At 43.9% G+C, this 23,227-nt stretch carries 22 protein-coding genes; 10 read left to right on the top strand and 12 right to left on the bottom strand.

Annotated features, from left to right (window positions below; genetic code table 11):
• Positions 1-376: 376 nt before the first annotated feature.
• The 4 genes from gpmM to BN1044_RS07755 all read left to right on the top strand — a co-directional run bounded on the left by gpmM (position 377) and on the right by BN1044_RS07755 (position 5,957).
• Positions 377-1,921: a 2,3-bisphosphoglycerate-independent phosphoglycerate mutase gene (gene gpmM, locus BN1044_RS07770; protein ID WP_072308205.1), complete on the top strand. Its 1,545-nt coding sequence runs from the start codon at positions 377-379 to the stop codon at positions 1,919-1,921.
• A 9-nt stretch (positions 1,922-1,930) separates the two neighbouring features.
• Entirely contained in the window at positions 1,931-3,292 is a 1,362-nt protein-coding gene (gene envC / locus BN1044_RS07765) for a murein hydrolase activator EnvC (RefSeq protein WP_072308204.1), read from the top strand.
• Positions 3,293-3,350: 58 nt separating this feature from the next.
• Entirely contained in the window at positions 3,351-4,268 is a 918-nt protein-coding gene (locus BN1044_RS07760) for a divergent polysaccharide deacetylase family protein (protein ID WP_072308203.1), read from the top strand.
• Between the two features lie 75 nt (positions 4,269-4,343).
• The gene (locus BN1044_RS07755; RefSeq protein WP_072308202.1) at positions 4,344-5,957 is read left to right on the top strand and encodes a phosphoethanolamine transferase; all 1,614 of its coding nucleotides are present in this window, start codon (positions 4,344-4,346) and stop codon (positions 5,955-5,957) included.
• A gap of 179 nt (positions 5,958-6,136) precedes the next feature.
• On the opposite strand, the gene tdh is transcribed toward BN1044_RS07755, so the two are convergent.
• Positions 6,137-7,162, bottom strand: a complete 1,026-nt coding sequence (gene tdh, locus BN1044_RS07750; RefSeq protein ID WP_025801499.1) for an L-threonine 3-dehydrogenase — start codon at positions 7,160-7,162, stop codon at positions 6,137-6,139.
• Between the two features lie 13 nt (positions 7,163-7,175).
• Complete coding sequence (kbl, locus tag BN1044_RS07745) at positions 7,176-8,372, bottom strand: glycine C-acetyltransferase (RefSeq protein WP_072308201.1); 1,197 nt, start codon at positions 8,370-8,372, stop codon at positions 7,176-7,178.
• Positions 8,373-8,681: 309 nt separating this feature from the next.
• On the opposite strand from kbl, the gene rfaD reads away from it, so the two are divergent.
• Genes rfaD through rfaL form a run of 4 tightly spaced genes read left to right on the top strand, consistent with a single transcriptional unit; the run spans position 8,682 to position 12,910 of the window.
• Complete coding sequence (gene rfaD, locus BN1044_RS07740; RefSeq protein ID WP_072308200.1) at positions 8,682-9,611, top strand: ADP-glyceromanno-heptose 6-epimerase; 930 nt, start codon at positions 8,682-8,684, stop codon at positions 9,609-9,611.
• Between the two features lie 35 nt (positions 9,612-9,646).
• Complete coding sequence (rfaF, locus tag BN1044_RS07735) at positions 9,647-10,696, top strand: ADP-heptose--LPS heptosyltransferase RfaF (RefSeq protein WP_072308199.1); 1,050 nt, start codon at positions 9,647-9,649, stop codon at positions 10,694-10,696.
• Positions 10,696-11,655, top strand: coding sequence for a lipopolysaccharide heptosyltransferase RfaC (gene rfaC, locus BN1044_RS07730; RefSeq protein ID WP_072308198.1), 960 nt, complete (start codon positions 10,696-10,698; stop codon positions 11,653-11,655). The genes rfaF and rfaC overlap by 1 nt, the downstream gene beginning before the upstream one ends.
• 28 nt (positions 11,656-11,683) lie before the next feature.
• The gene (gene rfaL / locus BN1044_RS07725; RefSeq protein WP_072308197.1) at positions 11,684-12,910 is read left to right on the top strand and encodes an O-antigen ligase RfaL; all 1,227 of its coding nucleotides are present in this window, start codon (positions 11,684-11,686) and stop codon (positions 12,908-12,910) included.
• 26 nt (positions 12,911-12,936) lie between these two features.
• Here the strand turns inward: rfaL and BN1044_RS07720 are convergent, their stop codons facing one another.
• From BN1044_RS07720 to rfaQ, 7 genes are read right to left on the bottom strand one after another with little or no spacing between them, the layout of a single operon-like run.
• A complete protein-coding gene (locus BN1044_RS07720) occupies positions 12,937-14,022 on the bottom strand; it encodes a glycosyltransferase family 9 protein (protein WP_072308196.1) in 1,086 nt (361 codons plus the stop codon).
• A 44-nt stretch (positions 14,023-14,066) separates the two neighbouring features.
• Complete coding sequence (waaZ, locus tag BN1044_RS07715) at positions 14,067-14,846, bottom strand: 3-deoxy-D-manno-oct-2-ulosonate III transferase WaaZ (protein WP_072308195.1); 780 nt, start codon at positions 14,844-14,846, stop codon at positions 14,067-14,069.
• Positions 14,847-14,855: 9 nt separating this feature from the next.
• Positions 14,856-15,581, bottom strand: a complete 726-nt coding sequence (rfaY, locus tag BN1044_RS07710; protein ID WP_072308194.1) for a lipopolysaccharide core heptose(II) kinase RfaY — start codon at positions 15,579-15,581, stop codon at positions 14,856-14,858.
• Between the two features lie 28 nt (positions 15,582-15,609).
• Positions 15,610-16,617 (bottom strand): lipopolysaccharide 3-alpha-galactosyltransferase, encoded by a 1,008-nt coding sequence (gene waaO / locus BN1044_RS07705; RefSeq protein WP_072308193.1) that lies wholly within the window; start codon positions 16,615-16,617, stop codon positions 15,610-15,612.
• Positions 16,618-16,655: 38 nt separating this feature from the next.
• On the bottom strand, positions 16,656-17,453 hold the full coding sequence (gene rfaP, locus BN1044_RS07700) for a lipopolysaccharide core heptose(I) kinase RfaP (RefSeq protein ID WP_072308192.1): 798 nt from the start codon (positions 17,451-17,453) through the stop codon (positions 16,656-16,658).
• The gene (locus BN1044_RS07695; RefSeq protein WP_072308236.1) at positions 17,446-18,570 is read right to left on the bottom strand and encodes a glycosyltransferase family 4 protein; all 1,125 of its coding nucleotides are present in this window, start codon (positions 18,568-18,570) and stop codon (positions 17,446-17,448) included. Before BN1044_RS07695 ends, rfaP begins: the two co-directional genes overlap by 8 nt.
• Positions 18,570-19,643 (bottom strand): lipopolysaccharide core heptosyltransferase RfaQ, encoded by a 1,074-nt coding sequence (gene rfaQ / locus BN1044_RS07690; protein WP_072308191.1) that lies wholly within the window; start codon positions 19,641-19,643, stop codon positions 18,570-18,572. The genes BN1044_RS07695 and rfaQ overlap by 1 nt, the downstream gene beginning before the upstream one ends.
• 438 nt (positions 19,644-20,081) lie before the next feature.
• Here rfaQ and waaA point away from each other — a divergent pair, with 438 nt between their 5' ends.
• Together waaA and coaD are read left to right on the top strand one after the other, a co-directional pair.
• Positions 20,082-21,359, top strand: coding sequence for a lipid IV(A) 3-deoxy-D-manno-octulosonic acid transferase (gene waaA / locus BN1044_RS07685; protein WP_072308190.1), 1,278 nt, complete (start codon positions 20,082-20,084; stop codon positions 21,357-21,359).
• Between the two features lie 11 nt (positions 21,360-21,370).
• Positions 21,371-21,850, top strand: coding sequence for a pantetheine-phosphate adenylyltransferase (coaD, locus tag BN1044_RS07680; RefSeq protein ID WP_072308189.1), 480 nt, complete (start codon positions 21,371-21,373; stop codon positions 21,848-21,850).
• A 3-nt stretch (positions 21,851-21,853) separates the two neighbouring features.
• Here coaD and mutM read toward each other — a convergent pair whose 3' ends face one another.
• From mutM to rpmB, 3 genes are all read right to left on the bottom strand, one after another.
• On the bottom strand, positions 21,854-22,663 hold the full coding sequence (gene mutM / locus BN1044_RS07675) for a bifunctional DNA-formamidopyrimidine glycosylase/DNA-(apurinic or apyrimidinic site) lyase (protein ID WP_072308188.1): 810 nt from the start codon (positions 22,661-22,663) through the stop codon (positions 21,854-21,856).
• Between the two features lie 115 nt (positions 22,664-22,778).
• Positions 22,779-22,946 (bottom strand): 50S ribosomal protein L33, encoded by a 168-nt coding sequence (rpmG, locus tag BN1044_RS07670; protein ID WP_001051798.1) that lies wholly within the window; start codon positions 22,944-22,946, stop codon positions 22,779-22,781.
• Between the two features lie 11 nt (positions 22,947-22,957).
• Complete coding sequence (gene rpmB / locus BN1044_RS07665) at positions 22,958-23,194, bottom strand: 50S ribosomal protein L28 (protein ID WP_008815765.1); 237 nt, start codon at positions 23,192-23,194, stop codon at positions 22,958-22,960.
• Between the last annotated feature and the right edge of the window lie 33 nt (positions 23,195-23,227).

Here is a 23,227-nt window from a genome sequence, read left to right as displayed (position 1 = left end):
TGTAACTACTCCCGTCAGTTAAGGGATAAAATCAAAGAGTCAGAGTATACCTGCGCAGTGCGTCAATTACAGCCAGAAGACCTGTTACTAAAAACGAATCTGCGGCATAACCCGAAATTTTTCATGATTCAGACAGGATTTACCTGCTTGAAACAAGGTACAGAAACGATCATTTGATCTTTCTGCGCTCAATTCACCACAGACTGTAGTAAAATTACACTACTTTGAGTGCAAATAGCCGTGTATGTTATTCGGCCTTTGCTTAGGCACCGCTCTGCGGGCGTGTGAGTGATTCCGTTTTAACCTAAACGGCTATTCACACTTGAACGTATTTTGAACTCAAACTTTGAACTTATAAAGAAACGAGGTTGTTGCAATGTCGAGCGCCAAAAAACCAATGGTACTGGTAATTCTAGACGGTTATGGTTACCGCGAAGAAACCCAAGATAACGCGATTCTTAACGCAAAACGTCCCGTCATGGATCGTCTGTGGAAAGAGTATCCGCACACCCTGATTTCAGCTTCCGGTTTGGATGTAGGTCTGCCTGACGGCCAGATGGGTAACTCTGAAGTTGGTCACGTAAACCTTGGCGCAGGCCGCATCGTTTATCAAGATCTGACTCGTTTGGACAAAGAAATCAAAGACGGCGACTTCTTTGCCAATGAAGTTCTGGTTGGTGCAGTTGATAAAGCCGTATCTCTGGGCAAAGCTGTTCACATCATGGGTCTGATGTCTCCTGGTGGCGTTCATAGCCACGAAGAACACATTCTTGCTATGGTCGAGTTGGCCGCCAAGCGCGGTGCAGAAGCTATCTACCTGCACGCATTCTTGGATGGACGTGACACCCCACCGCGTAGTGCTGAAAATACACTGAAACGATTCACTGAGAAATTTGCCGAGCTGGGCAAAGGCCGCATCGCGTCCATAGTTGGTCGTTACTATGCAATGGACCGTGATAACCGTTGGGACCGCGTTCAGTTAGCTTACGATCTGCTGACCGAAGCGAAAGGCGAATACACTGCTGAAAATGCGGTTGCCGGCCTTGAAGCGGCTTACGCTCGCGACGAAAACGACGAATTTGTTAAACCAACCGTAATCCAAGCGGCGGGTGAAGCAGATGCTTCCATGAACGACGGCGACGCGCTGATCTTTATGAACTTCCGTGCTGACCGTGCTCGCCAAATCACTCGCACCTTCGTCAACGCTGACTTTGACGGTTTCAAACGCAACAAAGTGGTTAACTTCAGCAACTTCGTGATGTTGACTGAATATGCGGCTGACATCAAAGCGGCATGTGCTTACCCACCATCTTCACTGGCAAACACCTTCGGTGAATGGTTGATGAAGCATGACAAAACCCAGCTGCGTATTTCTGAAACTGAAAAATATGCTCACGTGACCTTCTTCTACAATGGCGGCGTGGAAGAGCCATTCAAAGGCGAAGACCGCATCCTGATCAACTCGCCAAAAGTAGCGACTTACGATCTGCAGCCAGAAATGAGCTCTGCTGAACTGACCGAAAAACTGGTTGGCGCTATCAACAGCGGTAAATATGATGCGATTATCTGTAACTACCCTAACGGCGACATGGTTGGCCACACCGGTATTTACGATGCCGCAGTAAAAGCCATTGAAACTCTGGATCAGTGTGTAGGCCAGGTAGTCGAAGCCGTACAAAACGTTGGCGGTCAGTTGCTGATCACGGCAGACCACGGTAACGCTGAGCTGATGCGCGATCAGGTGACAGGTGCTGCGTATACCGCTCACACCAACCTGCCAGTGCCATTAATCTACGTTGGCAAACCAGCTAAAGCCGTTGAAGGCGGGAAATTGTCTGACATCGCAGCAACCATGCTGACGATGATGGACATGGAAGTGCCTAAAGAGATGACTGGTAAGCCGCTGTTCATCGTGGAATAATCGATCCCCATGAGGGGAAAAGATCAATTTCATGAATCAAAGGTAGCCTTAACGCTCAAAGCGGGTAAAAACATCGGCGATAAACCAACCTGTTTATCGCCTACTCCCTCAGCGTTTCGCATGTTACCGATACTGTGTGCCAGCGTAATCTATGCTGGCGCATGGTTTTCTTCATTCCCCGCTCTGGCCGCTGATGACAACAAACAGCAGCTAAAATCTATTCAGCAAGACATTGCTGAAAAAGAAAAAGCCGTCAAACAGCAGCAGCAACAACGTAGTTCGCTACAAGATCAGCTTAAAGCGCAGGAAAAAATCATTGCTCAGGCGAGCCGTTCTCTCCGAGAAACGCAATCTGAACTGGCAACGCTGAATGCAAATGTAACCAAGCTGACCGCCTCGATTAAAAAGCTTCAGTCACAAGAAAACAAACACCTAAAGCTGCTCGAGCATCAGCTCGACATGGCTTTCCGTTTAGGCAAACATACCGGTATTCAGGTTTTACTGAGTGGTGAAGAAAGCCAGCGCGGCGAACGTATTTTGGCTTACTTTGGTTATCTCAATGAAGCACGCCAAAAAAATATCGATAAGCTAAACCAGACTCGTACCGACTTAGCCAGCGAAAAGAAAGAGCTGGAAGCCGCACAAAATCAGCAGAAAGCGATTCTGGTTACCCAGCAGCAAGCGCAGCAACAGCTAGAATCTGCCCGAATTCAGCGCCAAAAAACCCTGTCATCATTGGAAAGCTCGCTGGCGAAAGATCAACAACAGCTCTCCGAAATGAAAGCGAACGAATCACGCTTGCGCGATCAGATCGCCAAAGCCGAGCGTGAAGCTAAAGCCCGCGCCGAACGTGAGGCGCGCGAAGCCGCCAAGCTCCAAGCTCAAATGAAGGCTAAAGAAGAGCAGGCGAAGAAAAAAGGCACGACGTATAAATATAAGCCAACGGAAAGCGAGCGTTCACTGATAGCGCGTACCGGTGGTTTAGGCCGCGGTAATGGCCAGGCTATGTGGCCCGTTCGTGGCCGAACCATCCACAGTTTCGGCGAAACGCTACAGGGCGAACTCCGCTGGAAAGGAATGGTTATTGCCGCATCCGAAGGCAGTGAAGTTAAAGCCATTGCGGATGGTCGTGTCCTGCTTGCCGATTGGCTGCAAGGTTATGGTCTAGTCGTCGTGGTTGAACACGGCAAAGGCGATATGAGCCTGTACGGCTATAACCAAAGCGCTTTGGTTAACGTCGGCGCACAGGTTCGTGCAGGACAACCTATCGCGCTGGTCGGTAATAGCGGTGGCCAAGGTCAACCCGCTCTTTACTTTGAAATCCGCCGTCAAGGCCAAGCCGTCAACCCACTACCGTGGCTTGGACGTTAGCCCCAAGAGCTCTCATTCACCCGCAGTTACCGCTCCTGCAACAACAAGGGAAAACACATTGCGATTTTTCAATGCTGTCACCTCCGCACTGCTTATTTTCACCTGTAGCACGGTATCTGCCTATGCTGGAAAATTAGCCATCGTCATCGACGATTTTGGCTATCGCCCACAAGAAGAAAATAAAATTCTGCAAATGCCTTTGGCTATCTCGGTTGCCGTTTTGCCCACCGCACCTCATGCACGTGAAATGGCAAACAAGGCTCATGCTCAAGGTCGTGAGATTTTGATTCACCTACCAATGGCGCCGATTAGCAAACAGCCATTAGAAAAAGATACATTGCAGCCCTCAATGAGCGAAGCAGAAATCCAGCGCATCATCCGCCAATCAGTAAACGCCGTGCCCTATGCCGTTGGGATGAACAACCATATGGGCAGCCTGATGACGTCAAATCTGCAGGGGATGCAGAAAGTCATGCGCACGCTGGAGCAGTATCATTTTCTTTATTTTCTCGACAGCATGACGATCGGCAATAGCCAAGTGACAAACGCCTCTGCTGGTACCGGGATTAAGGTCATTAAGCGTAGAGTCTTTCTTGATGATTCTCAAAACGAAGCCGCTATCCGCCAACAATTTAATCGCGCCATCCAAATCGCGCGGAAAAGTGGGTCTGCAATAGCCATCGGCCATCCGCATCCGTCAACTGTACGCGTATTACAACAAATGCTGCCGTCATTACCGGCAGATATTGTATTGGTTCGTCCTAGCTCACTGCTTAATGGCGCTTCCGTACCAGATAAAAATCCGCTGCCGACACAGCAAAAACCACACAACCCATTCCGTGGTGTTAAACAATGCATCGGCAAAAAATCGCCAGAGAAGGTGTATGCTACCGCCATGTTTGATGCCATTAGCACCAGCATAGTAAACTCAGCTCCGATAAAATTTATACAGTCACGCTGGAATTACTGGCTGTAATTGCGTCAGTATTAAATTAATTCATAATCCGGCATAATGTTGCATTGCGGATTATGAATTAATTACCAAACTAAAATGTATAAAAAGACACCTTATTTACTCTTTGGGAAAGAGTATCTACTGCTAATTATTAGCGTAATTATTTTCAGTATTATCAATATACTGATGGCCCCCAACATTCACATGTCTTATCGCATTGTGACGTTCACGTTGTCGCTATTATTCCTTAAAGCGATTCGGTCAACGACTCTGCGGATCATATTGGCCTTACCGTTTCTGTTTCTCTGCTCATCAGATATCAGCCTTAGCCTCTACTCTTGGTTTACTTTCAAAACGCCGTTTAACGATGGCTTTGCTGTTAGCACGCTTGAAAGCAACCCAGTTGAGATGCTGGCTATGCTTGGTGTCTATATTCGCTTTGTGATTATCTGCCTAGCATTACTTATCTTGTTTATTTTGGCGATCCGTCCTGCTAAAGGAAAAATGATCTCCAAAAAAATAACGGGAATTCTACTGATAGTGATATGCGCTATTGCACTCGTCTCTTCGATGAAGTTCGTTAAAAAGCGCCCTGTTAATGAAGGTGCTAGCGCAGAACTTAAAGTTGCCGCCCGATTCACAACCTACATGCCTTTCTTTAACCTGAGTTATTTCCTGACGGCTATGCAGGAAAGCCAAATCTTGAAAAATATCAGCGGCGCGGCACCACACTATAGTCTTAGCGTTAAAGATACCGGTATTGATACCTATGTATTGATTATTGGTGAATCAGAGCGCGCTAAAAATATGAGTATTTACGGCTACCAAAAGCCAACTACGCCACAGCTAGAAGCGCAAAAGTCGTACTTAAAACTGTTTAATCACGCTATCAGCGGCGTGCCATTTACATCTGTTGCCGTTCCTATGGCGCTGAGCGCAGACAATATTAATAATCATGATCTTAAAAATTATTCAGATAATATTATTAGTTTAGCTAACCAAGCGGGCTTCCATACTACATGGCTAAGTGCACAAACAGCCTTTGGTAACTATGGCTCTTCTGTTGCAGGCATTGCCATGAATGCGGAAGATAAACTGTATATTAAAGGCTATGACAAAGAGTTGCTGCCTCACCTAAAAACGGCATTACAAAAACCAGCGCACGATAAAAAACTCATTGTTCTGCACTTATATGGTAGTCATGAACCAGCATGTAAAAGATATCCCGCAAACGAAACCGTATTTGATAAATCTAATGATATAGATGCTTGCTACGATAATTCTGTTCGATACACAGATAGCCTCTTGGGCGAAATATTTAGCTTGTTAAAACAACATAAGGCCTCGGTGCTTTATTTCTCTGACCATGCATTAGAACGAGCTCCAAGACAAAGTGCGCCTTATTTCCATGGCGGCATAACACCTAGTCAGGAGGCTTATCATGTGCCGATGTTTATATGGTATAGCCCAGCATTAACACCACGCGATAAAGATGAAACAGGGCAAGTAAACGCAGTTTTCTCAACCCGCTACAACGATATCCTCGTTGCAACATGGCTAGGGATTACCGATGCGCAGCGAGGAGCATTCACCAATATTAACGCCGTCATTGAGAAGTTCGCTGGCGACTCTACCGTTCTCGACAATCGCTACCAGAAATTGGACTACCACCAACTGAGAAAAACCGCTGAAGAGCCGCTATCTAACTAATAAAAAAAGCCCCTGTTTGGGTAATACAGTTCACTTAAGCGTGATTTTAGGGGAAGTACACCGATGGGGTCGTAGCAGCTTTAGCTGCCGGAGCGCCCCGCGGTGTGCTAGCCCCCTGTATCTCGAGCTCTTAAACGAACGGCATTGCCCTATTTGGGGCTTTTACTCATATAAAGATCTTAATCCCAGCTCAGAACGACCTTGCCTGATTGGCCTGAACGCATAGCATCAAAGCCTTTTTGGAAATCATCAATACCAAACTGGTGAGTGATGATTGGACTCAGATCCAACCCTGACTGCAGTAACGCTGCCATCTTGTACCATGTTTCAAACATCTCGCGGCCATAAATGCCCTTGATGAACAGCCCTTTAAAAATCACCTGATTCCAATCAATGGCCATATCTGATGGCGGGATCCCCAGCATCGCAATTTTGCCACCGTGATTCATGGTGCTCAGCATCGCACGGAACGCTGGCGGTGCTCCAGACATCTCCAAGCCGACGTCAAAACCTTCGGTCATTCCAAGCTCATTCATCACATCAGTGAGATTTTCTTTACTCACATTCACTGCGCGGGTCACGCCCATTTTACGAGCCAGATCCAGACGATATTCATTAACGTCGGTAATCACGACATTACGCGCGCCAACGTGTTTACACACCGCCGCCGCCATAATGCCAATCGGCCCTGCGCCGGAAACTAAGACGTCTTCACCCACTAAATCAAATGAAAGCGCGGTATGAACAGCATTGCCAAACGGGTCAAAAATAGCCGCTAACTCATCGGGAATATTGTCTGGGATTTTGAACGCGTTAAATGCCGGAATAACTAAATACTCAGCAAATGCGCCAGTGCGGTTAACACCCACGCCGGTGGTGTTTCGACATAGATGCGTGCGGCCACCGCGACAATTGCGACAATGACCACAGGTAATATGCCCCTCACCAGAAACACGTTCGCCAATTTTATAGCCGGTGACTTCTTGCCCGATCGCAACAATCTCGCCCACATATTCATGGCCAACGACCATCGGAACCGGAATGGTTTTTTGCGACCATTCATCCCAGTTGTAAATATGGACGTCAGTGCCACAAATCGCCGTTTTACGGATTTTAATCATGATGTCGTTATGCCCAAGCTCTGGCTTAGGCACATCGGTCATCCAAATCCCTTCTTCCGCCTTCAATTTTGACAATGCTTTCATAACGATGAGTTCCTTACGCAATCACACCCAGCTGCTTGCCGATACGAATAAAGGCCGCGACTGCGCGTTCAATTTGTTCTGGGGTATGGTCAGCAGACATTTGAGTACGGATACGCGCCTGACCTTTAGGAACAACAGGGAAGAAGAATCCTGTCACATAGATACCTTCTTTCAGCAATTCATTGGCAAATTCTTGCGCCAGTTTGGCATCACCCAACATCACAGGGATGATGGCGTGATCGGCACCTGCTAAAGTGAAACCCGCCGCGCTCATTTTTTCACGGAACAAACGAGCGTTGCTCCACAGACGGTTGCGCAGCTCATCGCCATCAGCCAATAGCTCAAGGACTTTGATTGATGCGGCAACGATGGCAGGCGCTAAAGAGTTGGAGAAAAGGTATGGACGCGAACGCTGGCGCAGCCATTCGATCACTTCTTTGCGCCCAGCCGTGTAGCCGCCGGATGCACCGCCTAATGCTTTGCCCAAAGTACCGGTGATAATGTCTACACGCCCCATCACTTCACAGTATTCATGGGTGCCGCGGCCATTTTCACCAACGAAGCCAACCGCATGGGAATCATCAACCATCACCAACGCGCCATATTCATCGGCTAAATCACACACCGATTTCAGATCGGCAATAACGCCATCCATTGAGAACACGCCGTCGGTCGCAATCATAATATGGCGAGCGCCATCGGCTTTCGCCATTTCTAACTGAGCACGCAGTTCAGCCATATCGTTATTGGCATAGCGATAGCGCTTGGCCTTACACAGGCGCACGCCATCAATAATAGAAGCATGGTTCAACGCATCAGAAATAATGGCGTCTTCAGGACCTAACAGCGTTTCGAATAGTCCACCATTAGCATCAAAACAGGAAGAATATAAAATGGAGTCTTCCATACCTAAAAACTCAGCCAATCGCTGTTCTAGCTGCTTATGGCTGTCTTGAGTACCACAAATAAAACGCACCGATGCCATGCCAAAGCCATGAGAATCCATGCCTTCTTTCGCTGCTTTAATCAGCGCAGGGTGGTTAGCCAAACCTAAATAGTTGTTTGCACAGAAATTAATGACACGACGACCATCGGCAACTGCAATATCAGCCTGCTGCGCAGAAGTAATAATACGTTCATTTTTATACAGACCTTCGGAACGGGTCGTTTCTAATTGCTGAGTTAGCTGCTGGTAAAAATCCGCAGACATGGTGTTATCTCCTGGATGGGCAAGTTTGTGAAACATATTACTGTCTTGTTGCAATTGAAACGAGTTTGTAACTCACAGAATGTGAAAAATGCAGCATATATCACGCTGTGGCGTGGATAAGAGAAATAATTACTTTCAGTTATGAATGAGCCGCCATGCACTACTCATGACAGTATGAGGTCTAATTCAGATGCTTTTGATTCAGATTCATGCCCTATACGCTGAATGCTTAAGCATGAAATGCTATTATGAGGTCATATAACGTGGGGCGTTGTGCGCCACTGTTTCGTTTATTTAAAGGTAAATCTCATGATTATTGTAACCGGCGGCGCTGGCATGATCGGCAGCAACATCGTTAAGGCACTGAATAATAAAGGCTATAGCGACATTCTCGTGGTCGATAACCTTAAAGATGGCACTAAATTTGTTAATTTAGTCGATTTAGAAATTACCGACTACATGGATAAAGAAGACTTCATTGCCAGCGTTGTTGCTGGGGATGATTTCGGCGATATCGAAGCCGTTTTCCATGAAGGTGCATGCTCATCCACAACCGAGTGGGATGGCAAGTATATGATGGATAACAACTATCAGTACTCCAAAGAGCTTCTGCATTTCTGTTTAGAACGCCAGATCCCATTCTTGTATGCATCTTCCGCCGCCACTTATGGCTTAACTGAGCAATTTACCGAAGAACGCGAATTCGAAGGCCCATTAAACGTTTATGGCTACTCAAAATTCCTGTTCGATCAGTATGTTCGCCAGATCCTGCCAGAGGCAGAATCTCAGATTTGTGGCTTCCGCTACTTCAACGTCTATGGCCCACGTGAAGGCCATAAAGGCAGCATGGCAAGCGTTGCTTTCCATCTAAATAACCAAATCAACAACGGTGAAGATCCGAAACTGTTTGAAGGCAGCGATGATTTCAAACGTGACTTCATCTATGTGGGCGACGTTGCTGACGTAAACCTGTGGTTCTGGCAGAAAGGTATCTCTGGCATCTTTAACTGTGGTACTGGCCGTGCTGAATCATTCCAAGCCGTCGCTGACGCGGTTGTTGCCTATCATCAGAAAGGCAGCATCAGCTATATTCCTTTCCCTGAAAAACTGAAAGGTCGCTATCAGGGCTTCACCAAAGCCGATACCACCAAATTGCGTGCGGCTGGTTACGACAAGCCGTTTAAAACCGTTGCTGAAGGCGTGAGCGAATATCTTGCGTGGCTGAATAACAAAGCCTAAACACGGCTCCACAACCGTAAGGAATGAAACACGGTATGAAAATACTGGTTATCGGCCCTTCATGGGTAGGCGACATGATGATGTCGCAGAGCTTGTATCGAACCCTGAAGGCCGAACATCCTGACGCTAAAATTGACGTGATGGCACCTAACTGGTGCCGTCCTTTGTTAGCGCGAATGCCAGAAGTTAACGAAGCGATTGCCATGCCCTTAGGGCATGGCTCTTTTGCGCTGGGCGAACGCTACCATTTAGGCAAAAGCCTGCGTGATAAGGGCTATGATCGCGCCTACGTGCTGCCAAATTCGTTCAAATCTGCATTAATCCCATTCTTTGCCCGCATTCCTGCTAGAACTGGCTGGAAAGGTGAAATGCGCTATGGCTTGCTGACGGATGTTCGCCAGCTCGACAAAGCCGCATTCCCGCTAATGGTTGAACGATATGTCGCATTGGCTTACCCGGCACAGCAGATAAAATCCGCGCAAGATTTACCTCAGCCACTGCTTTGGCCAGCGCTCAGCGTTTCAGGTGAAGAAATTGCCGAAACAGCGGCAGCATTTAATCTGACAGACCACCGCCCAATCATTGGTTTCTGCCCTGGAGCCGAATTTGGCCCAGCCAAGAGATGGCCGCACTATCACTATGCTGCGCTAGCACAGAAGCTGATTGAGCAAGGCTATCAGGTGGCTCTTTTTGGCTCTGCCAAAGACCACGAAGCCGGTGAAGAGATTTGCCAAGCGCTAACTGAAGACGCCCGCGAATATTGTTTAAATGTCGCAGGGCAAACAAATTTAGATCAGGCAGTGATATTAATTGCGGCATGTCAGGCGATTGTGACCAATGACTCTGGCTTAATGCATGTAGCAGCTGCGCTTGATAAGCCATTAGTGGCGCTTTATGGCCCTAGCAGCCCAGATTTCACACCACCGCTGTCAAACAGAGCCAAAGTTATCCGCTTGATCACGGGTTATTTGAAAATACGTAAAGGTGATGCAAATCAAGGCTATCACCAGAGCCTAATCGATATTCAGCCTGATGTTGTTATGCAAGCATTGAACGAGTTACTACCAAAGGATACCCAGCAGTAATGCATGTCTTGATTGTCAAAACCTCATCGATGGGCGATGTGCTGCATACGTTACCAGCACTGACAGATGCTATGCATGCCATTCCAGATATTAAATTTGATTGGGTGGTAGAAGAAGGGTTCGCGCAGATACCAAGCTGGCATCCTGCGGTCGATCGCGTGATCCCAGTGGCTATCCGCCGCTGGAGAAAGAACTGGTTTGGCGCGAATACACGTCAAGAACGCTGTGATTTTAAACGAGAAGTACAGCGCCGCACCTATGATGCTGTCATTGATGCCCAAGGGCTGATAAAAAGTGCAGCGCTAATCACCCGCATCGCAAAAGGCCCACGCCACGGACAAGATTGTCAAAGCGCCCGTGAGCCCTTCGCCAGTTGGTTCTTCAACCACCGCTACAGCATTAATAAAAAAATGCATGCAGTCGAGAGAACGCGTGAGTTATTCGCACTGAGCTTAGGCTACACAAAACCGGAAAGCAGAGGTGACTACGCTATCTCTCAGCGTTTTCTTAATCATCTTCCAGCGGATCATGGACAGTATTTCGTGTTCTTACATGCAACAACACGCGACGATAAGCACTGGCCAGAAGAAAATTGGCGTGAGCTTATCACTCTGGTTGAGCCGACAGGTATGAAGATTAAATTACCTTGGGGAGCGGAACATGAGCACCAACGCGCACAGCGCTTAGCTGAAGGTTTTAGTCATGTAGAAGTGTTGCCACGCTTACCGTTAGAACAGGTGGCAGAAGTCCTCGCGGGGGCGAAAGCTGTCGTATCTGTTGATACAGGGCTAAGTCATCTAGCCGCCGCACTCGATCGACCAAATATTACGCTCTATGGCCCAACCGATCCGGGGCTGATTGGAGGATATGGAGAAAATCAGGTGGCGTGTTGTTCTCAGGATAAATCATTAACTAATTTGTCAGCTAATACCGTATTTAGCGCTTTGGTTAAGATTTAATAAGAACTGTTTTATCTTCGGAGTATATATGATTTCAGAACTACCAAATCAGAGAAGGAATCTCGATTGGCAGTCTATATGGAATAGATCTATTATATTTTTATTTATAGTGACCTATTTTTTTGATGGGGTAAGTCGATACAAACATGCAATTAGCTATGCTATATACATAACTGGATTAGTTTATATTGTTAAGCAAAGAAAAAATATATTCCGCATATTCAGGAATAATCTATTTTTATCTTTAACTATCTTTTGCATAGCAATAATATATGCAATAGCCATTTCCGTAGAACCATCGCTGAGCCTAAAGCGCGCTCTGAATACAGTTTTTGAAAAAATGCTCCTAGTATCAGTGATGATTGCAGCCGTTCTTCACAAAGAAGACAACAGCAAAATAGCAACTATGCTAACAGCAGCTCTAATCACAACATTAGTTATTCTAACCGGCACAGAAATTCATCAATATGTCGAAGAATATAAAGTCGGCATTATTCCATTTACCAGCTTCGAACACCGCAGGATTTCAGACACTCTAATTTTTATCTTCCCTGCAATACTCACTCTATGGGTTATTCCTGATAAGAAGTACAAAATACTATTCTTCGTACTTGCAGCAATTTTTGCTATTCTCATGCTTGGCACACTGCAGCGAGGGACTTGGCTATCATTAGCAGTTCCCGCATTAATTTGGGCGCTTATTAAACGTGAGTGGAAGCTACCTTTGATAGCACTACTGGTGATCGGCGTCGGCCTATTTGCAGTTCATCAAAAAGATCCACAGCAGGTCAAAACACTATTCCACAAACTACAACAAACTGACAGCAGTGGCCGTTATGAAAATGGCACGCAGGGCGCAGCACTCGATCTTATCCTTGAAAACCCAATCAAAGGCTATGGCTTTGGCAACGATCTTTATCATCATGTTTATAATGAACGTTCTTCAAGCTACCCTGACTGGCGTTTTAAAAAATCTATCGGACCGCATAACTTAACGCTTTCTATTTGGTTCGCAGGCGGTGTCATCGGACTCGCTGCACTTTATTACTTGTTAGCATCAACACTAGTTTCGAGTATAAAAGGATACAGTGAAAATAAGGGCCTAACGCAAAATGCGTTCCTCATATTGACGCTCATATTATTGGGCGACTTTATCATTAGAGGCGCTTTTGAAACGGTAAGAATTGAGAATATCGCCGTTATCATCGGTATTCTTCTCGCTTTACACGCAAAAAAATACCGCTCAGAGAACTGAAACTAAAAGGGCCCTTCCGGGCCCTTTTAGTTTCTCATCGAAATCATGTTTTCAATAGCATACCTAATTATATCATCAGGAATATCTTCAACATTACGCGTATCCGATAATACCTGAATAGCATGTTCACTGTTCGGCCCCCAAGTTAAGGGCTGTGAATTGACTCGGGCTTTAGACATCGGATAGAAAGCTACGATAGGTTTATTGAATGCAGTGGCTGCATGAACTATCGATGTATCAACAGAAACAATGTAATCAACCTGTTTTACCAAAGATGTAGCATGTATATATCGAGTAAAAGGCGTTTTTTCTACACCATCTATTGTTATATGCCTAATCTCGGAATCAAGCCCAGAGATAATTATGACGGGATTCTCGATTTTTTTCTTAATAATATCTACAATTGCACTAATTTTAGTAGCGCTGAATTTTCTCGTTTTGAGCGCCCCAAATGGATTTAGCAACACCGTTGTTTTTCCGCTAAAACGTTCTAGGTATTGTTTTACCGTTGCATCGACATCCTGTGGGACAGGTAAGTCATATGACATATCTACTTTATCAAGATCTATATCAGGTTTTATTTTCTGTAGAATTGATTTAATTCTTTCTGATGTATGTCGATTTAATGATAAATCTTCCGGTAAACTAATATCATATGTTTTATATTTTCCCTTTTTATTAAAACCAAGAATGTGCTTGGGATTAATTACCTGCATCATCATAATACTGCGATAGCTATGTACTTCATTAAGAGGATCAATAACTAAATCATATTTTTTCTTTCTCAGTTTAAGAGCGAGAAAGAACATATTAAAGAATTTCTCTTTACATACGAATATATTTTTAATGTTTTTATTTTCTTTTAGCAACTCAGCACATACGTCACCCGTAACGACAGACACGTCTAGGCCTAACCGATGACACTCCCGAAAAAGCGGAGTAAATATGATCATATCGCCAAGCTTGTTATTATCCCTCATGATTAAGATGTTTTTTATTTTTTTCGTTTCAAAAACATTTTTTTTAAAACGGAAAAATAAAACCATCATCATGAAAATTTTAAAGTCTTTAATAAAAACTTTTTTTCTTCTGTGAAAAGAACCTAATTTCACTGATGAGACTCCAATAAAATCAAAACAAAAATAACTAAAACCACTTATTCTTTCGCATCTAAATACGGGATGATTTTATAATCAATTGCCGTATTATTTGACAAATTATATATATTGATATCTTTAACGTTATTTTTCATATAGTGAAAGAATGGAATAATTTTCCCCAAATCTCGGCTTAGTTCAGAAGGCATTGATGACTCGCCATTTTTATCATAAAACCGAGAACACGAATCAACTAAATCTAGGCCAGAGCATATGATTTTTGCATAACGTAAACTATAGGCAATTTGGATTGCAGCATATGCAACGGTATGACAAGAACAATACCCATCACTGATATCTAAACTAAACCCAACTAATCTTCTTCTTTTTGACAGTGGCACGTCAATTAAAATATTTTTATTTCTCATTGACAAAATTTTGAATTTTATCTTCTTGAAAAAACCACCCTTCTCTCTTTTATAAAGCATTTTCATGATATGACAATTTTCTTGCAAAAATTGCTTATCCTCTAAACTCGCCTTCTCAAATACATCACAGTTAACTATAGTATGCTGACTATTTTTAACAAAAAACTTAAAGTCATCGTTTCTTTGTAATAAAAATCTGTCATCGGTTAATACATAGATAAATGGCTTAATTTCATTTTCAATGAGATAACGAGCAGAGCCATTTACCGCTATGACATCCGATTGATTGAGTAATGAAAGTGGTGTATTCACCGATGTTGGACCTGAAAGAAAAACAACTGCATTTTCATGCATTTTCTCTTTCATTAGCATATCTACATCATTTCTTGAAATGTATCGAGGATGATTCATAAAATTAACTCAGGCCTTACGTTTTTTTAATCCTAAAAACATTTTTATTTTTGCTTTAAATGATTTTATTTTTTGACGTAAAATGTTCTTATAGACAACGGAAAAATAAGCAAAGTCATTAACGGTATTATCAATATTAAGATGTCTTTCCATATCAATTCTATCTTTGGCTTTACGTTTTGCATTACACGCTTTGCCTGATAAATCGATAATTCTTATCCCATCTGGTGATAAAATGAAATTGCCTTTATGGGGATCGCCAGAAACCATATTATGTTGGTGCAATTCATTCATCTTAGTATGAATTTCAGCACGAATGCTTTCATTGAAATCGCCAACGTCCGACAGTTCAACACCATCAACAAACTCAATCAGCATAATAAACACGCTAGCGTAATTAAATATTTTCTTTTCCGCTAGGAGATAAAAATCATTCGGGAATGTAACACCTTCATTTCTGACTCTATCGGTTTGAAGCAACAAATTTAGATAATAGTCACCTTTAACGAAAGACTTGAAAAATCGTTCAGCTTTTTTTTCTTGTGGTGCAAAAACTTTAAATACAAACTTGCCATGGGGAGTGTTAATTAATGAAACCTTGGTATCTTCAATACTACGAAATACTTTTATGACATCAAGGTTATTATTGAGAAAATCCCTGAATATGTTTTCATAAATTTCATTATTGTCTTTTATATAGACTTTGAAATTTTTTATTTTTTTACTAACTATCATGAAAATATCCGAATATTGGTATTGGACTTCATCCAAACATTTTCTTTACGAAATACATAAAGTAAAAGTAGATGCCTTCAAAAGATTTATTCTGGTTAAACTTATGTTTAGCGCAGTAACGAAATTGGCTGCTGCTGCGAGGATTTATCAGTGATACTGCGCCCCAAGGGGAGAGCGTTTTCGCTTGATAAAATGGAGCCGCACTCGGGTATTGAGCCCACTCATGCCAAGGTTTTGTTGGACCGATGTAATGAATTAGCACTGTATTTTCGTCAACAGGGCTTTTACAGTCCTTTTTTAGTTCATAATTTAAACTAAATTGTGTATTGTATTTCTTATCCAAAAATAGCACGCGTCCTGCTAGGATAATATTAAGCACATCTTGATCGTAGTAAGTCAGTTTACTTCTTATAGCGCTATCGTTTAGTGACGTCATTGCCTGCGTGCTAACATCAAGTGCTTTCCATTCAGGTAAGTTAATCACCAATACACCAGTGTTGAAATACCCTTTGGCGATCAGGCTATTTCCTAACACCTCAGAACGTTGGAGCCACCACTTTTCATCACGCTCAGTAACTGCAGCGACTACACTGCCATCCAGAGGAAGATGAACAAGCTCTTGTATTGAACCATTGCATACAACATCAGAATCGATATATGTAATTCGCTCTAACTTTTCACTAAAATAATCAGCAATAATGAATCTAAAGTAAATAGCATATGTCCAAAGCTTATTTTCTGGCAGAGATTTTAAACTATCTGCATTAACGAGATAAATAGAGATATTTGTTTTATATTGCTCAGCTAAAGCTTTAAATTTTTCTCTATCGCTCTCTGAAAAAGAATCGATGAACACATGAAAATTAAATTTTACTTCTGGGTTCTTGATAAGAAATGACGTTATTGATACCGCACAGCCAAACAAAAAATTTTTATCCGTCCCGTAAGCAATATCCTGATATTGACTGCTATCATCAGGTTTATTACCCGTATATGTTATGACATCCTTGATGTAGTGCTCTTCATGGAAAAACATAGTTTCTCACTTATCCTATCAATACACTAAAAGATCGGTCATAGCGATTTACGTATAGTACGTTCTTTAATTCTCTCAGACTTCACAATCGCCTTTTCTAGTAACTCCCGTTCTTGCGCTAATATCTGATGCAATGGAGCATCAAAATAAACTTTAAGAAAATAAAGAATATCTTTTTTGCTTAGCCCAATATTGGAGGATGAGAAATATAAACCAATCAGATCTTTATCTCTCCAGCGCTGCGGTACTTTGTTGCGAATCTGCGATCGGTGTAGGTCGATAACCGATAATTTGAGCTGGCTTTCATCACCATCAAACGGCAAGTGAAGTAAAAAATGGCAAATATAACAATCACGATGATTTACACCACCACGGTGCATCTTCCTCACCATCGTAGCCAATCGCTTAATCAGCATGCGCTTGATACGAAAATCGGGCGGATTTTGCTCCCAATCAGCACAATAATCTTCTAGGCTAATTGTTGGAGCTAGATCTTCAGTAATAATAAAAGACTTCCGCGTCAGTGGGTTGACCCCAGTTTGGCCAAAGCCAATGCCTTTCATCGTATCAACATCTAATTGGTATAAACGGTGAATCGCTTTCCATTCACGATCGGCGCCCAATACAGGAATACGGAAAGAAATCAGATTCTTCAAAACTTCCTTTAGCGTAGTGCCGTAGTGAATTTTAATAAAATATGATTTCTCTGCTAAAGAAAAACGAAGCGTTTTACGAGTCTCCAAAGCACGAAAAACCTCCCCTTGAAGTTTCTCCACTTCAACAAAAGGATCTTTTCCCTTCCACAATGTGGTTAAGGGCTCTTTTAACTCAATCATTTTTACCACCTAAAATGAGATCCGCCGCTCTTTCTGGCAAGCTATACAGATCTTCTTTATCCGCATACGATTTAGCGTATTCGGACCATGTTTCTCTCAGTTTTGTATCATCTAGCGCACGAGCTAAAACTTCATTTAACTGTTTCTGTTCGAATGGTTCAGAAATTACCACTCCACAACCCGCGCTAGCAACATGATGAGCATAACCACAGGTCTCTGTCGTAATAACCGGCAACCCAGCCGCAATTGCCTCAATTAAAACGATGCCCGCTGACTCTTGATACGCTGGATGCATTAACACATCCGCAGCAGCCATTAATTCAGGGATATCATCTCGACCAGAGTAAAATTGAACCTGAGATGAAATACCCAGTTTTGCGGCGAGTGCTTGATAACGCTTAGGCTTGTCTTGCCCTACGACAATTAACTTTGTCTTTGACTTAACCGCCGTTGGCAATGCAGAAATAGCACGCAGTGTTCGATCAACGCCTTTGCGTTTAAAATCAGAACCCACCTGTAGCACCAGTAATTCATCATCTGCAATAGCACTGCGCTGCCGAAAATCTTCGCGAATATTGGCTGGACGATGATCATATTTTCTATCTAAAGATATTCCTGGCGGAACAATATGAAAGCGCTCGGGCGCAGTTTGATAGTGTTTTTTGAAATCTGCAATTTGCTTGCCGGTCAGCATTAGCAGCTCAGCGTGACTCTCATTTGAAAATACTGCGCGCTCAAATTCCGCATAGTGCTTATAGCGAGAAGTTAATCGGTAGAAAAATCCTTTTTCCTGCGCCACTTTTTCGGCGTAACACACGTCTGCGGCATAGTAATAATCGAGCCCCGGCATCTTGTTGAAACCTACTACGATGTCGGCTGGATTGGTCTGCAGATCATGTATTACCCAATCACTATATTCTTTATTTCGACCATGATTCGAATGTGAGCGAGTTGGTACTTGGATGTATTCGAAATCTGCTGGTCGTTCGCCTTCCCAAGACATCGCATAAACACGGATATGATGTCCACGAGCCTGACATGCTAAAGCGATACGTAAGAAATCACGCTGCAATCCGCCAAACGGAAAATATTTATATAAACAGAACGCAATATTCATCATTCGCTATCCCTAGACGTAAGTTCATCTGAGTTATCCTTCAGAAGCTTTTCTGTAGCCTCAATAACGTCGCTTGCGGGGATACAGGATAGGTATTTTCGGTGGCGATCCAGATTGTCTCGGGTCGGCATGGGCTGATAGTCGCCAGCCCAAAACATAATAAAATTGTCACTCCACGGGCGCCAGAACCGATGATCGGTAGCACCAAATAAGCAAATGATCGGCGTTTTCAGAGCAGCTGCAATGTGCATTGGCGCAGAATCGACGCCAATAAACAGAGAAGCATGATCAATCAGAGCCGCGAGTTCAGGGAACGATGTTTTACCGGCCAACGCTGTTACAGGTTTTATTTTGCAGTTTTCTTTGATTTTAGTTACGCAGGCAATATCAGCAGCACTCGGCCCTGAGGTTAACACCACGCTATACCCACGGGATTCTAAGGAATCAATGACCTCTGAGAATTTTTCTTCATCCCAGCATTTAAACATCTGACGGGCCGTTGGCTGAATAACAACATAGCGCTGGCTATCAACACCGTTCTCAGAAAGATGTTGCTGGATAGTATGCCAATGATCAGGTCGATAACTCATCGTTGTTGCAGTGATGATTTTTGGCAGCCCCAGAGGCGTAAGAGTCGATAAATTACGCTCTACGATATGCGTACCTTCAGGTTGGACCGACTCACTAAAACAACTTGTCCAAAATATCGATTTACGATGGTGAAACTTCAGTGAAATCTTATCTTTTGCCTGTAAGCACTTAACTAAAAAAGCAACTGGCCACTGGTCTGTCAGGTTAATCACTAAGTCGTAATTATTCTTCCTTAACAAACCAATCGTCTTCGCCACATTTTTTAGTTTTTCAAATACCGACGTTTTTCTATTTTTGATCCCGTAAAGCGCATTAACTTCAGGATTTTCCGAGAGAATTGGCATAGTGTCTTCATATAATAAGACATCAATTTTGGCATCTGGATAGTTGCGTTTCAGCGTACTGATGACCGGTGTTGTCAGCAGCATGTCCCCATGAAACCTAAGCTTGATGACGAGTATTCTTTTATATTGTTTATCCACTTGCCGCTCTTATCTATCGGGTTATAAGACACTGTACGCGCACACTTATGTATAAAGGTGCTCTGCGAGTAGGCACGCTACCGCCCTTGGCTCTACAGCAACCAATTCACTGATAAAATCTTCTCTGTTTATATTTTCCTATTGTATCACTAGTTATTGTGGGTGCCGAATTCCTTATTTCCAATAAAAAACAATAAATCATTTAAAATCAAACAAATAACAAAATTATTTTTGACAAAAGAAAAAGCACTTCTGCAAAATATTCTCTATCAAATTGAATTTATAAATTAATAATACAACCCTATAAAAACCACATCATTAACAATGAGTTGTAAGTGATTTCTCGGTTTTTCAGGTGGTTGAAGACCAAAAGTGATGGCTTTGCCTTAGTTAAATACTTAGAATCCCAACCAAGTTTACCTACCATACAAACCTCTTATGCTTCAAACGCTTTACACCGTACTGCTTTACCTAATCCAGCCGCTCATTTGGATCAGATTGTGGATGCGTGGTCGTAAAGCTCCTGCCTATAGAAAGCGTTGGGCGGAGCGATATGGCTTTTGCTCAAACAAAATGCTTTCCGGCGGGATCATGTTGCACTCAGTTTCCGTAGGGGAGACGCTGGCGGCGATCCCGTTAGTTAGAGCATTGCGCCATCGCTATCCAACGTTACCCATCACAGTAACCACGATGACGCCAACAGGATCCGAACGCGTGCAGTCCGCGTTTGGTAAAGATGTTCAGCATGTCTACTTGCCATATGATCTTCCCGGTTCAATTAACCGCTTTCTAGACCGCGTTAATCCGAAGTTAGTTCTCATCATGGAAACCGAACTTTGGCCAAATCTAATTACTGCGCTCAATAAACGCCAGATACCGCTTGTTATTGCCAATGCGCGTTTGTCTGCCCGCTCTGCAAAAGGTTATGCAAAACTCGGCGGTTTTATTCGTGATATCTTGCGTCGTATTACGCTGATAGCTGCGCAAAACCAAGAAGATGGTGAACGTTTTATCTCTTTGGGTCTAAAACCCTCCCAATTAGCCGTCACTGGCAGTTTAAAGTTCGATATATCTGTCACGCCACAGCTAGCCGCTAAAGCGGTAACGCTTCGACGCCAGTGGGCACCTCATCGTCAAGTTTGGATTGCAACCAGCACCCACGAAGGCGAAGAAGATATTTTGATTGATGCCCACAAGCAGCTGCTAGAGCACTTCCCTGAGCTGTTACTCATTCTTGTCCCACGTCACCCTGAGCGTTTCAACGACGCCATTAAGCTCACGCAGCAAGCAGGTCTAAGCTACATCACTCGTTCATCCGGCGAAATTCCCTCGGCCAAAACTCAAGTGGTGATTGGCGATACGATGGGCGAACTGATGTTGCTATACGGCATTGCCGATCTTGCCTTTGTGGGGGGAAGCTTAGTCGAACGAGGCGGGCACAATCCGCTGGAGCCTGCAGCTCATGCGATCCCCGTTCTTATGGGCCCTCATACCATCAACTTTAAAGATATCTGTGCCAGACTAGAACAGGCCGATGGTTTAATTACCGTGACAGATGCAGCGTCTTTGGTAAAAGAGATCACGACGCTGTTAACTGATGAAGACTACCGTAGCTACTATGGTCGCCACGCTGTTGAAGTGCTATATCAGAATCAGGGTGCATTACAGAAATTATTACACCTGCTTGAACCTTATCTTCCCGTAAAGAATCATTGAGAGCGGTAATCATGGAAAAGCGCGCCATCTATCCCGGTACTTTTGATCCGATGACCAACGGTCATTTAGATTTAGTGACTCGTGCCGCTAGCATGTTTGATCACGTTATTCTTGCGATTGCAGCTAGCCCAAGCAAAAAACCGATGTTCAGCTTAGAAGAACGCGTCGCCTTAGCAACGCAGGTGACAGCTCATCTGCCTAATGTGGAAGTTCTGGGGTTTAGTGAGCTCATGGCACATTTTGCTCAGCATCAAAATGCCAATATTTTGGTTCGTGGTCTCAGAGCTGTTTCTGATTTTGAATATGAAATGCAGCTCGCAAATATGAACCGTCATTTGATGCCAACGTTGGAAAGCGTGTTCCTCATGCCCTCCAAAGAGTGGTCGTTTATCTCATCATCTTTGGTGAAAGAAGTTGCTCGCCACGGTGGAGATATCGCTCCTTTCGTGCCTGAAATAATTGCTCAGGCACTGAGTGAAAAACTCATCTAGCACCTACTTCTGGCAGCGTGGACAAAAAAACGTCGTGCGCTGCCCGTGCTTTCCGCTCAGTATTTTCTCGCCGCACACCCTACATGCTTCCCCTGCTCGGCCATAGACCTGTAGTTCCTGCGCAAAATACCCAGGCTTACCATCAGACTGCAAAAAGTCTTTCAAAGTCGTACCACCCTGTTCAATCGAACGTAGTAGCACTGCTTTTATGGTTTCCACAAGCACATCGGCATCTTTTTTCGTTAATGAGCCAGCTGGCCGATCGGGGCTAATGCGTGCGGTAAACAGTGACTCACTAGCATAAATATTTCCGACTCCCACAACCACCTTATTATCCATCAGCCACGCCTTTACGGCGGTCTTCTTGTTACGTGACTTCCGATACAGATAATCACCGTCAAACTCATCACTGAGCGGCTCAGGGCCAAGATGGGCCAACACGTTAGATGAATCTAAATCTCTACACCACAGCCAAGCACCAAAACGGCGTGGGTCGGTGTAACGCAGCATCATGCCACTCGACAAAATCATATCGACATGGTCATGTTTTTGAGGGGGTTCATCGGCGGGCAAGATACGAACGCTACCAGACATACCAAGATGAACAATAATCCATCCATCAGCCAACTCAATCAGCAAATACTTGGCACGACGCTGCACGCTAAGCACCGGTTTATCGCTTAATCGAAGCAGTTCATCAGAGACTGGCCATCGGAGTTTAGGCTGGCGAACCACAAGATGTTCGACTGAATGGCCGACTAAAAAGGGTTCGATCCCACGGCGGCTAGTTTCTACTTCTGGTAGTTCTGGCATTTTACTCCCCAACTCAAAGGCAATTTGCCATCTGATGACGGCTATAATCATCATGTGGGGGCATTTTAGAATAAAAAAACCCAGCCGAAGCTGGGTTTTCTTAAATCCACTAAAATTATTTAATTTTAGCTTCTTTGTAGATCACATGCTGACGTACAACCGGATCAAACTTTTTCAGTTCAAGTTTTTCTGGTTTGGTACGTTTGTTCTTGGTAGTGGTGTAGAAGTGACCAGTACCAGCAGACGAAACCAGCTTGATCTTCTCGCGAATACCTTTAGCCATGATTCAGTTCCTTAATACTTCTCACCGCGGGCGCGAATTTCGGCCAAGACCGTTTCGATACCCTTTTTATCAATAACACGCATACCTTTAGCAGATACACGCAGAGTTACAAAGCGCTTCTCGCCTTCAACCCAAAAGCGGTGTGAATGCAGGTTAGGCAGAAAACGGCGTTTGGTTGCGTTCATCGCGTGGGAACGGTTATTACCGGCCACCGGACGCTTGCCAGTAACTTGGCAGACTCGGGACATGTCTATTCTCCAAAAATCAAATCAGCTCGAGCT

The organism is Hafnia alvei (genome assembly GCF_900095695.1).
Classification (GTDB): Bacteria; Pseudomonadota; Gammaproteobacteria; order Enterobacterales; family Enterobacteriaceae; genus Hafnia; species Hafnia alvei_B.
Note: the sequence above shows the minus strand (reverse complement) of the source record. Positions and strands in the feature narration are given on the sequence as shown.

Excerpts from the sequence above, each read along its gene's own strand:
- gpmM (WP_072308205.1), top strand. The coding sequence starts at position 377 with ATGTCGAGCGCCAAAAAACCAATGGTACTGGTAATTCTAGACGGTTAT.
- envC (WP_072308204.1), top strand. The coding sequence starts at position 1,931 with ATGAGGGGAAAAGATCAATTTCATGAATCAAAGGTAGCCTTAACGCTC.
- BN1044_RS07755 (WP_072308202.1), top strand. The coding sequence starts at position 4,344 with ATGTATAAAAAGACACCTTATTTACTCTTTGGGAAAGAGTATCTACTG.
- tdh (WP_025801499.1), bottom strand. The coding sequence starts at position 7,162 with ATGAAAGCATTGTCAAAATTGAAGGCGGAAGAAGGGATTTGGATGACC.
- kbl (WP_072308201.1), bottom strand. The coding sequence starts at position 8,372 with ATGTCTGCGGATTTTTACCAGCAGCTAACTCAGCAATTAGAAACGACC.
- rfaD (WP_072308200.1), top strand. The coding sequence starts at position 8,682 with ATGATTATTGTAACCGGCGGCGCTGGCATGATCGGCAGCAACATCGTT.
- rfaF (WP_072308199.1), top strand. The coding sequence starts at position 9,647 with ATGAAAATACTGGTTATCGGCCCTTCATGGGTAGGCGACATGATGATG.
- rfaC (WP_072308198.1), top strand. The coding sequence starts at position 10,696 with ATGCATGTCTTGATTGTCAAAACCTCATCGATGGGCGATGTGCTGCAT.
- rfaL (WP_072308197.1), top strand. The coding sequence starts at position 11,684 with ATGATTTCAGAACTACCAAATCAGAGAAGGAATCTCGATTGGCAGTCT.
- waaZ (WP_072308195.1), bottom strand. The coding sequence starts at position 14,846 with ATGAATCATCCTCGATACATTTCAAGAAATGATGTAGATATGCTAATG.
- rfaY (WP_072308194.1), bottom strand. The coding sequence starts at position 15,581 with ATGATAGTTAGTAAAAAAATAAAAAATTTCAAAGTCTATATAAAAGAC.
- waaO (WP_072308193.1), bottom strand. The coding sequence starts at position 16,617 with ATGTTTTTCCATGAAGAGCACTACATCAAGGATGTCATAACATATACG.
- rfaP (WP_072308192.1), bottom strand. The coding sequence starts at position 17,453 with ATGATTGAGTTAAAAGAGCCCTTAACCACATTGTGGAAGGGAAAAGAT.
- BN1044_RS07695 (WP_072308236.1), bottom strand. The coding sequence starts at position 18,570 with ATGAATATTGCGTTCTGTTTATATAAATATTTTCCGTTTGGCGGATTG.
- waaA (WP_072308190.1), top strand. The coding sequence starts at position 20,082 with ATGCTTCAAACGCTTTACACCGTACTGCTTTACCTAATCCAGCCGCTC.
- coaD (WP_072308189.1), top strand. The coding sequence starts at position 21,371 with ATGGAAAAGCGCGCCATCTATCCCGGTACTTTTGATCCGATGACCAAC.
- mutM (WP_072308188.1), bottom strand. The coding sequence starts at position 22,663 with ATGCCAGAACTACCAGAAGTAGAAACTAGCCGCCGTGGGATCGAACCC.
- rpmG (WP_001051798.1), bottom strand. The coding sequence starts at position 22,946 with ATGGCTAAAGGTATTCGCGAGAAGATCAAGCTGGTTTCGTCTGCTGGT.
- rpmB (WP_008815765.1), bottom strand. The coding sequence starts at position 23,194 with ATGTCCCGAGTCTGCCAAGTTACTGGCAAGCGTCCGGTGGCCGGTAAT.